We start from the raw sequence: 13599 nt of genomic DNA, 5'->3' as shown, positions 1-13599 counted from the left end.
CGAATGAACTCGCCCGTACAGATTGCGGATATCCACAAACAACAAGCCCGGCATCCGCCGGGCTTTGAGGGTTTGCCGCGTACTGCGATCAACTGATGCGCTGGGCTTGTGGCAGGCGATCGGCGCCACCTTCGGCAACGCGCAGGGCATTCGTGCGATCGGCGCCACCTTCGGCGACGCGCAGGGCGTTGGTGCGATCGGCGCCACCTTCGGCGACGCGCAGGGCGTTGGTGCGATCGGCGCCACCTTCGGCGACGCGCAGGGCATTGGTGCGATCAGAACCACCCTCAGCCACGCGGTCCAGGACCATGAAGCCGCCTTCCACTGCAACCGGCTCGATGACCTGGATGCTGGTACCTTCCTTCGATTCACCCAGTACTGGCTGGAAAGCGGCCGGCAGGGCGAAAGCGCTGGTGCTCAGGGCGGCGATGAACAGGGCGGCGAAGGCTTGGGTTTTCATGATCGTGGGCTCCTCGAAGGGGGCTGGAAGCGGGGTACGGAGCCAATTCTACGGACGGGGATTCGATTAAAAAGTGATCACTCTAGATAGGGAACATCAACGCCGTTAATGTTCTGTGGAGCCTTTTATAATCAATGCCTTGCGCCAACTTGCAGGCATGTGGGCGGAATAGGCGGCAATGGAAGCGATGCGTTCGATGGAGCATCTCGGCACATTCGCAGGTCGATAAGGCATGGAGATCACGTGGCCCGCGAGCGGCTGCCGTGAGCAACGGGGAGAAGTGCATGACGCGAGGTCTTCGCATCCTGGCCAGGACGGTCCTGGCATTGGCGCTGCTGCTGGCGGCCTTGCTGGTGCTGGTTGCCACCTTCGACTGGAACCGCATCAAACCGGCACTCAACCAGCGTGTATCCGCCGAGCTGGGGCGGGAGTTCGCCATCGAAGGCGATCTCAGCGTCATCTGGCAGCGCGAGGAAGGTGAGGGGGGCTGGCGTGCCCTGTTGCCCTGGCCGCATTTCGTGGCCGAGAAGCTGCACCTGGGGAATCCCGAATGGGCCAAGGGGGGCGACTTCGTCACGCTGGAACGGGTGGAGTTCCGTGTCGCGCCGCTGCCGCTGCTCTGGCAGCAGCTGAGCATCCCGCGCATCGATCTGGGTAGCCCCAAGGCCAACGTCCGGCGCCTGTCGGATGGCCGTAATAACTGGACCTTCGAGCTGCCGGAAAAGCCGCAGGACGGACAGCAGCAGGGCTCCAGCTGGAGCCTGGATATCGGCACCATTGGCTTCGACAAGGGCCAGGTCAAGGTGGATGACGCCCAGACCGGCACCCGGCTCGACATTCTCATCGATCCACTGGGCAAGCCCATTCCGTTCAGTGAGCTGCTGCCGGCCAAGGGAGCCCGGCCGGCGGCGACCACCGCTCAGGACTACGCCTTCGGCTGGCAGGCGAAGGGCAGTTACAAGAGCCAGCCGCTGGATGGCAAGGGCAAGGCGGGTGGCTTGCTGGCGTTGCAGAATGCCGACCTGCCATTCCCGCTGCAGGCTGAAATCAGGGCCGGCGACACTCGCATCGCCTTGCTGGGAACCTTGACTGACCCGCGCGAGCTCGGCGCCCTCGACCTGCGTCTGCAGCTTTCTGGCAAGAGCCTCGCCCAGCTCTATCCGCTGACGGGCGTCACGCTGCCGGAAACTCCGGCTTACTCCACCGACGGCCGGCTGGTGGCCCAACTGCAAGAACCCGGTGGGGCGAAGTTCCACTACCAGGGGTTCAACGGTCGCATTGGCGGTAGCGATATCCATGGCGATCTCACGTATGTCGCCAGCCAGCCCCGGCCCAAGCTCTCCGGCACCCTGACTTCGGAACAGCTACGCTTCGCCGATCTCGGCCCACTGATCGGCGCTGATTCACGGGCGGGTCAGCAGGCGCGTGGCGTCACTACGCGGCAGCCGACGGACAAGGTGCTGCCGGTGGAGGAATTCCGCACCGAACGCTGGCGGGCAATGGATGCCGATGTGAATTTCACCGGCAAGCGCATCCAGCACAGCGAGAAGCTGCCCTTCACCGACCTCTCCACCCATGTGCTGCTCGATGACGGCCTGCTCAGCCTTGCACCTCTGCGCTTTGGCGTAGCTGGTGGCGACCTGGATTCCACGATCCGTCTCGACGGGCGACGCATGCCACTGACTGGCAGGGCGCAGATCAAGGCGCGGCACTTCAAGCTCAAGGCGCTGTTCCCAAATGTCCAGGCTATGCGCAACAGCCTGGGCGAACTGAACGGCACGGCGGACCTTTCCGGCACCGGAAACTCGGTGGCAGCGCTGCTGGGCACGGCCAATGGCGATGTGCAGATGCTGGTCAACGACGGCACCATCAGCCGCAACCTGATGGAGATCGCCGGGCTCAATATGGGCAATTACCTGGTGGGGCGGCTGTTCGGCGACGAGGAAGTGAAGATCAATTGCGCGGCGGCAGACCTGGGCCTGAAGGACGGCCTGATGACCCCGCGCCTGTTCGTCTTCGACACCGAGAATGCACTGGTGCGGATCGACGGCAATGCCAACTTCCGCAACGAGCGCCTGGATCTCAGCGTCAATCCGGATTCCAAGGGCGTGCGGGTGTTCTCGCTGCGTTCGCCACTCTACGTGCGCGGCACCTTCAAGAATCCCCAGGCCGGGGTGCAGACAGTGCCGTTGGTGGTGCGCGGGGCTGGCATGCTGGCGTTGGGTGTGGCGGTAGCGCCGGCAGCTGCCTTGCTGGCGCTGGTGGCGCCGGCGGCCGGAGGCGGCGAGGGTAATGCGTGCCAGCCCCTGTTGCAGCAGATGCACAAGCGTTAGGCGGACGCTTTACCGAGGACTCGCTGATGCGTTTGCCGGGCCGGCCTCAAAGCTGATCGCGCTCCGCCTGCTCACGCTGGCCGCAGGTCATGAAGCCCTTGTGACGTACGCGGCCTGTGCTGTCGAAGCTGATGTGATAGGGCTGTTGGTGCCCTTCTTCATTGAGGATGTAGTTGTTGCAGGAACCCGGGTGCACGCTGCGCTGGACGACTGAAGAGGGACGCCCACCGATGATCAGCACCTGCTGCCGGCTCATTCCGGGTTCGACTTCCTCCACCAGAGGCTGGTTGCGGAAGGTGAGATAGTCGGTGGGGTTTTCGATCTTGCTGGCGCAGCCCGCCATCGATGCCAGGGCACAAGCCATGACAAGCGCTTGCTTGTACATCATGGGTCCTCATGGGTTAACGCTGTTGAAACACAGCGCTTGGATCATCGGAAACTGGGGAGAGTTCGCCCGAGTTCGCCGGTAGGCGAAGCAGGCGATGGACGGCATTGCGCCAGCAGCTGGCGAAATGCCTGGAGGAGGGACTGAAAGCCCCGGCGGGCGAGGCTTTCAGGAGATCTGATGGCGAATTGCCCGATGCCACCGTTCGGTAGCGATAAGGCCGATCAATAACCGTCGTGTTCCGCCTGCTTCTGGGCCTTCTCGCGCTCGGCCTGCTCGCGTTGCTGGCAGGTCATGAAGCCCTTTTCCTCGACCCGGCCGCTGCCGTCGAAGCTGACGTGGTACGCCTGCTGGTGGCCGTCCTGGTTGAGGATGTAATCGTTGCAGATACCGGCATTGACCTTGCGACGGGCAGACGACGATGGCGGGCCGCCGATGTTGCGCACCTGCGATTCGGTCATGCCTTCTTCGACCTGCTTGACCAGCGGCTGGTCGCGGTAGGTGTAGTAGTCGGTGGGGTTTTCCAACTTGCTGGCGCAGCCGGCCATCGAGGCCAGGGCGCAGGCCAGCAGCAACGCTTGCTTGCTCATGGCAGAACTTCCCTATCTGGCGCGGGCTCGCCCCGCGATGGGGTTGAGCCTAGCAGGCAGTTGAAAAACTACCTGCGCTGTCGATGGGGTGTCCCGGTTCGCCGTTGAATGCTCAGCCGTAGCGTTTCTTCGCTTCGATGGCCAGGCCGCTGCCGATGCTGCCGAACAGGTTGCCTTCCACCTGGCGGGCATTGGGCAGCATCGCCGCCACGCTCTGGCGCAGCGCCGGAATGCCGCTGGAGCCACCGGTGAAGAACAGGGTGTCGACCTGGTCGGCTCGCACGCCGGCCTGGTTCAGCAGGGCATCGACACTGGCGCGGATACGCACCAGGAGGTCGTCGATGGCGCTCTCGAACAGCGCGCGGGTCAGCATCACGTCCAGGCCGGGTTCGATACGTGTCAGGTCGATGCGGCGGTTCTCGCCCTCGGTCAGCTCGATCTTGCTGTCTTCCACCTGCATCGCCAGCCAGTGGCCGGCGCGCTGCTCGATCAGGCTGAAGAGGCGGTCGATGCCGGTCGCGTCGACGATGTCGTAGCGCATGTTCTTCAGCGCCAGTTGCGCCTTCTGGGCGTACACGGCGTTGATGGTGTGCCAGGTAGCCAGGTTAAGGTGGTAGCTGGTGGGCATCAGCGCATCGCTCTTCATGCGGCTGCCATAGCCGAACAGCGGCATCACGCCTTGCAGGCTGAGTTGCTTGTCGAAGTCGGTGCCGCCGATGTGCACGCCGCCGGTGGCGAGAATGTCGTCCTGGCGATCGGCCACTTCGCGGCGCTCGGGCGAGAGGCGTACCAGGGAGAAGTCCGAGGTACCGCCGCCGATGTCGACGATCAGCACCAGTTCCTCACGCTCGATTTCGCGCTCGTAGTCGAACGCAGCAGCGATGGGTTCGAACTGGAAGGACACATCCTTGAAGCCGAGCTTCTGCGCCACGGCCACCAAGGTGTTCTGGGCTTCCTGATCGGCTTCCGGATCGTCATCCACGAAGAACACCGGGCGACCCAGTACCACCTGCTCGAACTCGTGGCCGGCAGCTGTTTCGGCGCGCTGCTTGAGCTGGCCGATGAACAGGCCAAGGAGGTCCTTGAAGGGCAGGGCGCTGCCCAGCACCGTGGTTTCGCTCTTGAGCAGCGGCGAGCCCAGCAGGCTCTTCAGCGAGCGCATCAGGCGGCCTTCATAGCCTTCCAGGTATTCGTGCAGGGCCTGGCGGCCATAGGCCGGGCGGCGTTCCTCGGTGTTGAAGAAAACCACCGAAGGCAGGGTGAACTTGTCGTCCTCCAGGGCGATCAGCGGCTCCACATCCGGGCGCCACCATCCGACGGTGGAGTTGGAGGTTCCGAAGTCGATGCCCAGGGCCTGGGCGGAGAGGACGTTGCTCATGTCGCGGGTGTTCCGAAAAAAACGGCCGAGCAGTTTACGCGAGCGGAATCAGGTTGTCCGGCACAGTTCGTCGCGCTGGCTAGACTTCCCTCCTGTGGATAAACAGGGAGACCCTTCCATGAAGAAACTATGCCTGCCCGTGATGTTCATCGCCCTGCTGGCCGCCGGCCAGGGCTTCGCCGCTACCCAGCAGGAAAAGATGAAAACCTGCAACGCCGACGCCTCGGCCAAGTCCCTCAAGGGCGACGAGCGCAAGGCCTTCATGAGCAAGTGCCTGAAGATGACCCAGCAGGAGCGCATGACGGCCTGCAACAAGGACGCTTCGGAAAAGACCCTGAAAGGTGACGAGCGCAAGGCTTTCATGAGCCAGTGCCTGAAGAAGGACTAGCGCAAGCCTCGACGCCAGCTTCCCGACATTGAACTGGCTAGATGTACGCCAGTAACCGGCCTGCCGACATTACCCCGCACCAGATCAGTATCGACAGCGCCACCTGCAGCCGCCCGCCAGCGGGTGGCTGCTGGTCCCAGTCCACCAGCCGTGCGCTCCACAGAGCGCGGAACAGCAAGGCGTTGACGACTCCCACGGCGACCAGCAGCAGCTTGAGTTGCAGCAGCCAGTTCCCCAACAGTGGCCCCGCGTCGGCGGCGAACAGGCAGAAACCGGTAAACAGCAGGAGCAGCAACCCGGCAATTCCGATCGGTGTCAGGCGGCGCGACGTCTCCTGCAGCGGCACTTCGCGGGCAAGTCCGAGCAGGCGCAGATCGAGCAGCAGCATCGAGCCGAGCAACATCACCAGCCCGAGCAGGTGCAGCAGGTTGGCCGCCGGGTAGAACAGCGTGGACTCGCGCATCAGCGTGCCAAAGGGCGAGGCCTCCAGCTGTTCCGCCCAGGGCAGGACGAACTCCATCACCGCCTCAGCGCAGCTCCACCGTGCGTCCGTCGACGATCACTCGCTCCGCGCGGATCTCCGCCGTGCCGTCCTTGCGTGGGTACCCGATAATGCTCACCCGCTTGCCGGGGAGCAGGTCCGCTTCCGGTAATCCTCGCGCCGCCATGCGGCTGATGGGCGCCAGCACCACGTGCCATTCACGGCCTTCGTAGTCGATGGTGATATGCGCATGGGGATTGCGGTAGGAGAGTTCCTTGACCGGCGCCTCGATGGTCAGCGTCTTGCCGGCGTCATAGGAGCTCCAGCCGTGATGGGCTAAGGCAGCGGTGGCGCCGAGTACCAGGGCGAAGAAGGCGATCAGCAGGGTGAGCTTTCTCATTGGGTGGCCTCCAGGCAGCGACCCGGAAAGCGTAGGCGCTCTATGGATTAATCGCCGCCGGGGCAGTTTCCCGAAACACAATGGTCGCTGAGCAACTGCGGGAGCGAATTCCTTCGCGATTGAAATCGCTCCCACAGCGGATTGCCGGATCGGTGAAGCGTGATCCCCCTACGGCATCCCCATCCAGCCCAGAGTCAGCGACGTCAGCACCAGGTAACGCCCCGCTTTGGCCAGCGTCACCAGCGCCAGGAACACCCAGAAGGATTCCCGCATCACCCCGGCCACAAGGGTCAGTGGATCGCCGATCACCGGTACCCAGGCCAGCAGCAGCGACCAGCGCCCGTAGCGGTGGTAGAAGGCCTGAGCCCGTTCCATCTGCGCCGGCTTTACCGGGAACCAGCGGCGTTCGCGGAAGTGCTCCAGGTAGCGTCCCAGCCACCAGTTCACCAGCGAGCCCAATACATTGCCGAAGGTTGCTACCGCCACCAGCGCCCAGGCCGGATGGGCCTTGCCCAGCAGAAGTCCGACCAGCACGGCTTCTGATTGCAGGGGGAGCAGGGTGGCGGCGCCGAAGGCGGACAGGAACAGGCCCAGGTAGGCGGTGAGTGCCAGCACGGCAGCGTCTCGAAAAAGGGGGCGTCAGTGTGGCGGCCGACGAAGTGCCGGACAAGTCGGGTGGCGCTTAAGCGAATTGAAAGACTGATCCGTTAGAATGGGCGCAGTCTGACAATGGAAAAACGGGGGCGTCGACTCCAGAGTTACGGAGCCGGCTTCATTCTGACCCCCTTCTGATCTTTGGTGCCCTTTATGCGTAGAGCTTCTCATCACGAGTTGCGCACGGCCTTTCGTGCGCTGCTGGACTCGGATTCCTGTTATCACACCGCTTCGGTGTTCGACCCCATGTCCGCCCGCATCGCTGCTGACCTCGGTTTCGAAGTCGGCATTCTCGGTGGCTCGGTTGCGTCCCTGCAGGTGCTCGCCGCGCCTGACTTCGCCCTGATCACGCTCAGCGAGTTCGTCGAACAGGCCACCCGCATCGGCCGCGTTTCGCGCCTGCCGGTCATCGCCGACGCCGACCACGGCTACGGCAACGCCCTCAACGTGATGCGTACCGTGGTCGAACTGGAGCGTGCCGGCATCGCCGCACTGACCATCGAAGACACCCTGCTGCCGGCCCAGTTCGGCCGCAAGTCCACCGACCTGATCCCGGTGGAAGAGGGCGTCGGCAAGATCCGCGCTGCCCTGGAGGCGCGCGTCGATCCGGACCTGGCGATCATCGCCCGCACCCATGCCGGTGTGCTCAGTACCGACGAAGTGATCAAGCGCACCAAGGCCTATGAGGCTGCCGGCGCAGATGGCATCTGCATGGTCGGCGTGGCTGACTTCGAGCATCTGGAAAAGATCGCCGAGCACTTGAGCATTCCGCTGATGCTGGTCACGTACGGCAACCCCAAACTGCGTGACAACGAGCGCCTCGCCCGCCTTGGCGTGCGCATCGTGGTCAATGGACACGCTGCCTACTTCGCCGCCATCAAGGCGACCTACGACTGCCTGCGCGAGCAGCGCCAGGTAGCCACCGGCACCGAACTTACCGCCACCGAACTCACCCACAAGTACACCTTGCCCGAGGACTACATCATCTGGGCCGAGGAGTTCATGGACGTGAAGGAGTAGCGCGACCTCCACTTGTCGCCTGACGACCGCCCCCCTTGCAAAAGGCCGGAAGAAAGCCCAAATCTTCCACAGAGCCTTGAGCAAGCGGGAGGTCAGCATGGCCAGCGGTTGGGCCGGCGATGGCGCCGTCCAGGAACAGATCGACAGCACTATCGAAGATGCCATCCAGCGCGCGCGCAGCCAGTTGCCGAAGGGCGAAAGCCTGACGCACTGCGAGGAGTGCGACGCCCCTATCCCCGAAGCCCGCCGCAAGGCGATCCCCGGCGTGCACCTGTGCGTCGCCTGCCAGACCGAACACGACAAGGAAAATGCGGCCTTTACCGGGTACAACCGGCGGGGGAGCAAGGACAGTCAGTTGCGGTAGGGCGATATCTAGAGTCGATCCTGCGCTTTGCTGTAGACCAGCCCGCGCTCACGCTTGCCGACGCTGATCACGACCACTGTGATTCGCTGATCTTCGACCCGGTACACCAACCGATACCCGGCAGTGCGGAGCTTGATCTTGAAGCAGTCAGGCATGCCGTGAAGGGCATCGCCCGGTACTCGCGGTCGTTGCAACCGCTGTTTCAGCTTCTACTTGAATTGCTCCCGGACGGTATCGCCGAGCTTGCGCCATTTCTTCAGCGCCGAAGGCAGGAACTCCAGTTCATAGATCATCGAGGCTGACTTTAACTCCCTTCTCGTGGGCACGGCTGCGGACTATCTCGGCAAGATCCTGATCGTCCAGATAGTCCATCAGCGCTTCGAAGGTTTCAGCCGGAACCATGTAGGCCATGACCTTGTTGTGATTGAGAACAGCCACCGGGGCACCTTTCGCACCGGACACTACGGCTGAAGGGTTTTTCTTCAGCTCGGATACGCTGACGGCAACATTGGCAAGAACGCTCTGCATGAATTTGGCTCCTATATAGGGAGCCAAATCCTGGTCTTTTTATGGCGCTTACTCAAGCCACAGGTTGGTCTGGGAGTTGCGTTGACTTCGTGGGTCAGAACAGGAAGTACCGCTGCGCCATCGGCAGCACGTCCGCCGGTTCGCACCAGAGGAGTTGGCCGTCTGCTTTCACCTGGTAGTTCTGCGGGTCGACTTCGATGGTCGGCGCATAGCCGTTGTGGATCAGGTCCTTTTTTTGCACGTCGCGGCAGCCCTTCACCACGCCGATCTGCTTCTTCAATCCCAATTGTTCGGGGATGCCCGCTTCGAATGCCGCCTGGCTGATGAAGGTGATGCTGGTGGCGTGACGGCTGCCGGCGTAGCTGGCGAACATCGGGCGGTAGTGCACGGGTTGCGGCGTGGGGATCGAGGCGTTGGCGTCGCCCATCAGGCTCGCGGCGATGGCGCCGCCCTTGAGGATCAGCGTCGGTTTCACGCCGAAGAAGGCCGGGCGCCAGAGCACCAGGTCCGCCCACTTGCCTACTTCGATCGAGCCCACTTCATGGCTGATGCCGTGGGTGATGGCCGGGTTGATGGTGTACTTGGCGATGTAGCGTTTGGCGCGGAAGTTGTCGTTGCCGGGCGCGTCTTCGGGCAGGGCGCCGCGCTGTTTCTTCATCTTGTCGGCGGACTGCCAGGTGCGGGTGATGACTTCGCCTACGCGCCCCATCGCCTGGCTGTCGGAGCTGATCATGCTGAAGGCGCCAAGGTCGTGGAGGATATCTTCGGCGGCGATGGTCTCGCGGCGGATGCGGCTTTCGGCGAAGGCCACGTCCTCGGCGATGCTCGGGTCCAGGTGATGGCAGACCATGAGCATGTCCAGGTGCTCGTCGATGGTGTTGCGGGTGAAGGGCCGGGTCGGGTTGGTCGAACTGGGCAGCACGTTGGAGTAACCGCAGGCCTTGATGATGTCCGGCGCGTGGCCACCGCCGGCGCCTTCGGTGTGATAGGTGTGGATGGTGCGGCCCTTGAACGCGCCAAGGGTAGTTTCGACGAAGCCGGACTCGTTCAGGGTGTCGGTATGGATGGCCACCTGTACGTCGTACTGGTCGGCGACCGACAGGCAGTTGTCGATGGCTGCCGGCGTGGTGCCCCAGTCTTCATGGAGCTTGAGGCCGATGGCGCCGGCCTTCACCTGCTCGATGAGCGGCTCCGGCAGGCTGGCGTTGCCCTTGCCGGTGAAGCCGATGTTCATCGGGAAGGCGTCGGCGGCCTGGAGCATGCGCGCCATGTGCCACGGCCCCGAGGTGCAGGTGGTGGCGTTGGTGCCGGTGGCCGGGCCCGTACCGCCGCCGATCATGGTGGTGACGCCGCTCATGAGCGCCTCTTCGATCTGCTGCGGGCAGATGAAGTGGATGTGGGTGTCGATGCCGCCGGCGGTGAGGATCATGCCCTCGCCAGCGATCACCTCGGTGCTGGCGCCAACGGCGATGGTGACGTCGGGCTGGATGTCCGGGTTGCCGGCTTTGCCGATGGCGGCGATGCGGCCGTCCTTGAGGCCGACGTCGGCCTTGACGATGCCCCAGTGGTCGATGATCAGCGCGTTGGTGATCAGGGTGTCGACCACATCGGCGGCCAGCAACTGGCCCTGGCCCATACCGTCGCGGATCACCTTGCCGCCGCCGAACTTCACTTCTTCGCCGTAGGTGGTGAAGTCCTTCTCGACTTCGATCCACAGGTCGGTATCGGCCAGGCGCACCTTGTCGCCGACGGTGGGGCCGAACATGTCGGCATAGGCTTGTCTGCTGATTTTCATCGTCAGTGCTTCCGTTGATTCCATGCGGGGCGGGTCTACCCTCACCCCCAGCCCCTCTCCCGGAGGGAGAGGAGGGTTGTGTTAGAGGTCGCCCATCACCCGGCCGGCGAAGCCGAACACGCGGCGTAAACCGGCCAGGTCGACCAGTTCCACCTCGCGGCTCTGGCCGGGCTCGAAGCGCACGGCGGTGCCGGCCGGGATGTTCAGGCGCATGCCGCGTGCGGCCGCACGGTCGAAGGCGAGCGCATCGTTGGTTTCGAAGAAGTGGTAGTGGGAGCCGACCTGGATCGGCCGGTCACCGGTATTGGCCACGGAGAGGGTCAGGGTGCGGCGGCCGGCGTTGAGTTCGATCTCGCCGTCCTGGATCTGGTATTCGCCGGGGATCATCAGGTCACTCCAGAATGAGTTGCATGAAGGTGAGGTCGAGCCAGCGCTCGAACTTGCGGCCCACCTGGGGCATCTGCCCGGTGGTGACGAAGCCGAGGCGTTCGTGCAGGCGGATGGAGGCGGCGTTCTCGCTCTCGATGGCGGCGACCATCACGTGCAGGCCAGCCTTGCGGGCGCGTTCGATCAGCGCCTGCATCAGCGCTGGCCCGAGGCCCTGGCCGCGCTGGTCACCGTGCACGTAGACCGAGTGCTCCACGGTGTGGCGGAAGCCCTCGATGGTGCGCCAGGTGCCGTAGCTGGCGTAGCCGAGTACATCGCCCGCCGCGTTCACTGCCACCAGCACCGGGAAGCCTGCCGCCGCTCGGTCGGCCAGCCAGGCGCAGCGGTTGGCCAGATCGACCAGGGTTTCGTTCCAGATCGCCGTGGTGTTCTCCACGGCGTCGTTGTAGATGGCGAGGATGCCGGGGAGGTCAGCCTCGATGGCATCGCGAATGTCGTAAGTCATGGCAGTGGTCACGCAATTGGCTGGTGCACGGTCACCAGCTTGGTGCCGTCGGGGAAGGTGGCCTCGATCTGGATCTCCGGGATCATCTCCGGCACGCCTTCCATCACCTGGTCACGGGCGAGCAGGGTGGTGCCGAAGTGCATCAGCTCGGCCACGGTCTGGCCGTCGCGGGCACCTTCCAGCAGGGCGGCGGAGATGAACGCCATGGCTTCCGGGTAGTTGAGCTTCAGGCCACGGGCCAGGCGTCGTTCGGCCACCAGGCCAGCGGTGAAGATCAGCAACTTGTCTTTCTCTCTTGGGGTGAGGTCCATCAGGTACTCCAGATGCGAGGAGGCGCGGCCTCGCGGCCGAGCAAGGCAGGGCGCAACAGGCGCCAGAGGTCGATCAGCCAGGCGCGGGCGTGCAGTGCCTCGGAGGCGAGGCAGCGGGCCACCAGCAGGCCGGGCAATTGGGTCAGGTCGCCGCGCCCTGCACAGGGGAGTTCGCGGCAACGTTCGAGCAGGTTGGAGTCGATCTCGCCGGTAACGATCAGGGTGGCAAACACCGGATGGCTGGCAAGGCCGATGGGGGAGTCGAGCAGGCCGTCGGCACCTTCGACGCGCTGGCGTTCGTGCCAGATCAGCGTGCCATTGCGGCGGATATCCAGATGCGCCTGGAAGTGGCCTTCGACGAAGCGTTCGCGGGCAGCGGGGCGGCCGAGGGCGACCATGTCCCAATAGAACAGGCGGGCGTCGTCGGCCAGTTCGATGCGGGTGGAAAGCTCGGCCTTGGCACCCGAGAAGACGATGGTTTCCTGGGGCAGCCATTCCAGCGTGGCGCCGGACTCGACGTTGAGTTCGACTTGCTGGAAGGCCGGACTGGCGGCGCGATACCACTTGGCCGCGCCGGGGCTGGTGAGCTGCGCCCAGGCGCCTTTGCCAGCGCGTGCAGAGATGTCCAGGCGGTCGCCGCCGGCAATGCCGCCGGGTGGGTGGACGATGATGTGCTGGCACACTTGCGGGCCTTCGGCATGCAGGTGCTTCTGTACCCGCAGAGGGCCCTTGTGACGGCGCTGCACTGGGCGCGTGGTAGCTCCATCGAGCGCATAGGCCAGCTCCAGTTCGGCGTGCCAACTGGGGGTGAAGAGGGCTGTGTCGGCAGGTGCGTTCATAAGTCGTTCTTGTAGGGTGGGTTAGTCGCGAAGCGACGTAACCCACGCGGTGCGAAGTTGTTGGCAGGGGCACATCATATGGTCACCAGGCCCCGCACGCCCTCGGCTTCCATGTTTTCTCCACGCCCCTGCTGGACGATTTCGCCCCGGCTCATCACCAGGTACTGATCGGCCAGTTCGGCGGCGAAGTCGTAGAACTGCTCCACCAGCAGGATGGCCATGTCGCCGCGCTCGGCGAGCTTCCTGATCACCGCGCCGATCTCCTTGATCACCGAGGGCTGGATGCCTTCGGTGGGCTCGTCGAGTATCAACAGGCGCGGCTGGCTGGCCAGGGCGCGGCCGATGGCGAGTTGCTGCTGTTGGCCGCCGGAGAGGTCGCCGCCGCGGCGGTGCTTCATCTCCCGCAGCACGGGAAAGAGCTCGTAGATGGATTCCGGCACCGCCTTGGCCTGGCCGGCGGGAAAGCGGGAAAGGCCCATCAGCAGGTTCTCTTCCACCGTCAGGCGCGGGAAGATTTCGCGGCCCTGGGGCACGTAGGCGATGCCCGCATGTACCCGTTGGTGCGGCTTGAAACCGGTGATGGCGCGGCCTTCCCAGTTCACCGCACCTTCCTTGGCCGGAATCAGGCCCATCAGGCATTTCAGCAGGGTGGTCTTGCCCACCCCGTTGCGCCCGAGCAGGCAGGTGACTTCACCGATCTTCACGTCGAACGACAGGCCGCGAAGGATGTGGCTGCCGCCGTAGTACTGGTGGAGCTTGTCGACTGTCAGCATGTCGATGT

18 protein-coding genes and 1 pseudogene are annotated in these 13599 nt (G+C 64.1%); 4 read left to right on the top strand and 15 right to left on the bottom strand.

What is annotated here, in order from left to right:
- Nucleotides 1-88 precede the first annotated feature (88 nt).
- Nucleotides 89-460 (bottom strand): phage infection protein, encoded by a 372-nt coding sequence (locus SA496_RS23220; RefSeq protein WP_330114539.1) that lies wholly within the window; start codon nt 458-460, stop codon nt 89-91.
- A 284-nt stretch (nt 461-744) separates the two neighbouring features.
- Between SA496_RS23220 and SA496_RS23215 the strand changes: the two genes are divergently transcribed.
- The gene (locus tag SA496_RS23215; protein WP_330114538.1) at nt 745-2793 is read left to right on the top strand and encodes an AsmA family protein; all 2049 of its coding nucleotides are present in this window, start codon (nt 745-747) and stop codon (nt 2791-2793) included.
- Nucleotides 2794-2839: 46 nt separating this feature from the next.
- Here SA496_RS23215 and osmE (SA496_RS23210) read toward each other — a convergent pair whose 3' ends face one another.
- The 3 genes from osmE (SA496_RS23210) to SA496_RS23200 form a co-directional block, all read right to left on the bottom strand.
- Nucleotides 2840-3178 carry an osmotically-inducible lipoprotein OsmE gene (gene osmE, locus SA496_RS23210; protein ID WP_120654287.1) on the bottom strand — a complete coding sequence of 113 codons (339 nt, stop codon included), beginning with the start codon at nt 3176-3178 and terminating at the stop codon, nt 2840-2842.
- 224 nt (nt 3179-3402) lie between these two features.
- Complete coding sequence (gene osmE / locus SA496_RS23205) at nt 3403-3768, bottom strand: osmotically-inducible lipoprotein OsmE (RefSeq protein ID WP_120654288.1); 366 nt, start codon at nt 3766-3768, stop codon at nt 3403-3405.
- A gap of 112 nt (nt 3769-3880) precedes the next feature.
- On the bottom strand, nt 3881-5146 hold the full coding sequence (locus tag SA496_RS23200) for an Hsp70 family protein (protein ID WP_120654289.1): 1266 nt from the start codon (nt 5144-5146) through the stop codon (nt 3881-3883).
- Nucleotides 5147-5264: 118 nt separating this feature from the next.
- Between SA496_RS23200 and SA496_RS23195 the strand changes: the two genes are divergently transcribed.
- The gene (locus SA496_RS23195; RefSeq protein WP_120654290.1) at nt 5265-5534 is read left to right on the top strand and encodes a PsiF family protein; all 270 of its coding nucleotides are present in this window, start codon (nt 5265-5267) and stop codon (nt 5532-5534) included.
- Between the two features lie 37 nt (nt 5535-5571).
- Here SA496_RS23195 and SA496_RS23190 read toward each other — a convergent pair whose 3' ends face one another.
- The 3 genes from SA496_RS23190 to SA496_RS23180 all read right to left on the bottom strand — a co-directional run bounded on the left by SA496_RS23190 (nt 5572) and on the right by SA496_RS23180 (nt 7030).
- The gene (locus tag SA496_RS23190) at nt 5572-6054 is read right to left on the bottom strand and encodes a hypothetical protein (protein ID WP_120654291.1); all 483 of its coding nucleotides are present in this window, start codon (nt 6052-6054) and stop codon (nt 5572-5574) included.
- A 7-nt stretch (nt 6055-6061) separates the two neighbouring features.
- Nucleotides 6062-6415 carry a DUF6152 family protein gene (locus SA496_RS23185; protein WP_120654292.1) on the bottom strand — a complete coding sequence of 118 codons (354 nt, stop codon included), beginning with the start codon at nt 6413-6415 and terminating at the stop codon, nt 6062-6064.
- 168 nt (nt 6416-6583) lie between these two features.
- Nucleotides 6584-7030: a YqaA family protein gene (locus SA496_RS23180; protein ID WP_120654293.1), complete on the bottom strand. Its 447-nt coding sequence runs from the start codon at nt 7028-7030 to the stop codon at nt 6584-6586.
- A 192-nt stretch (nt 7031-7222) separates the two neighbouring features.
- On the opposite strand from SA496_RS23180, the gene SA496_RS23175 reads away from it, so the two are divergent.
- Entirely contained in the window at nt 7223-8089 is an 867-nt protein-coding gene (locus SA496_RS23175) for an isocitrate lyase/PEP mutase family protein (protein ID WP_120654294.1), read from the top strand.
- A 97-nt stretch (nt 8090-8186) separates the two neighbouring features.
- The gene (locus SA496_RS23170; RefSeq protein ID WP_120654295.1) at nt 8187-8453 is read left to right on the top strand and encodes a DksA/TraR family C4-type zinc finger protein; all 267 of its coding nucleotides are present in this window, start codon (nt 8187-8189) and stop codon (nt 8451-8453) included.
- 8 nt (nt 8454-8461) lie between these two features.
- Here the strand turns inward: SA496_RS23170 and SA496_RS23165 are convergent.
- The 8 genes and pseudogenes from SA496_RS23165 to urtE form a co-directional block, all read right to left on the bottom strand.
- Nucleotides 8462-8746 (bottom strand): annotated as a pseudogene (locus tag SA496_RS23165) (type II toxin-antitoxin system RelE family toxin).
- Entirely contained in the window at nt 8736-8981 is a 246-nt protein-coding gene (locus tag SA496_RS23160; RefSeq protein ID WP_120654296.1) for a type II toxin-antitoxin system Phd/YefM family antitoxin, read from the bottom strand. Before SA496_RS23160 ends, SA496_RS23165 begins: the two are co-directional and overlap by 11 nt.
- Before the next feature lie 94 nt (nt 8982-9075).
- Entirely contained in the window at nt 9076-10776 is a 1701-nt protein-coding gene (ureC, locus tag SA496_RS23155; RefSeq protein ID WP_330114536.1) for an urease subunit alpha, read from the bottom strand.
- Nucleotides 10777-10857: 81 nt separating this feature from the next.
- Complete coding sequence (locus tag SA496_RS23150; RefSeq protein WP_021222397.1) at nt 10858-11163, bottom strand: urease subunit beta; 306 nt, start codon at nt 11161-11163, stop codon at nt 10858-10860.
- A gap of 4 nt (nt 11164-11167) precedes the next feature.
- Entirely contained in the window at nt 11168-11668 is a 501-nt protein-coding gene (locus tag SA496_RS23145) for a GNAT family N-acetyltransferase (RefSeq protein WP_120655340.1), read from the bottom strand.
- An 8-nt stretch (nt 11669-11676) separates the two neighbouring features.
- Entirely contained in the window at nt 11677-11979 is a 303-nt protein-coding gene (gene ureA, locus SA496_RS23140; protein ID WP_120654298.1) for an urease subunit gamma, read from the bottom strand.
- Nucleotides 11979-12818, bottom strand: coding sequence for an urease accessory protein UreD (locus SA496_RS23135; RefSeq protein ID WP_330114535.1), 840 nt, complete (start codon nt 12816-12818; stop codon nt 11979-11981). The genes ureA and SA496_RS23135 overlap by 1 nt, the downstream gene beginning before the upstream one ends.
- Nucleotides 12819-12892: 74 nt before the next feature.
- Nucleotides 12893-13591 carry an urea ABC transporter ATP-binding subunit UrtE gene (urtE, locus tag SA496_RS23130; RefSeq protein ID WP_120654300.1) on the bottom strand — a complete coding sequence of 233 codons (699 nt, stop codon included), beginning with the start codon at nt 13589-13591 and terminating at the stop codon, nt 12893-12895.
- Between the last annotated feature and the right edge of the window lie 8 nt (nt 13592-13599).

This window comes from Pseudomonas sp. JS3066, from assembly GCF_036328175.1.
Taxonomy (GTDB): Bacteria; Pseudomonadota; Gammaproteobacteria; order Pseudomonadales; family Pseudomonadaceae; genus Metapseudomonas.
The sequence above is the reverse complement of the archived record's forward strand: the minus strand, read 5'-3'. Positions and strand labels throughout refer to the sequence as shown.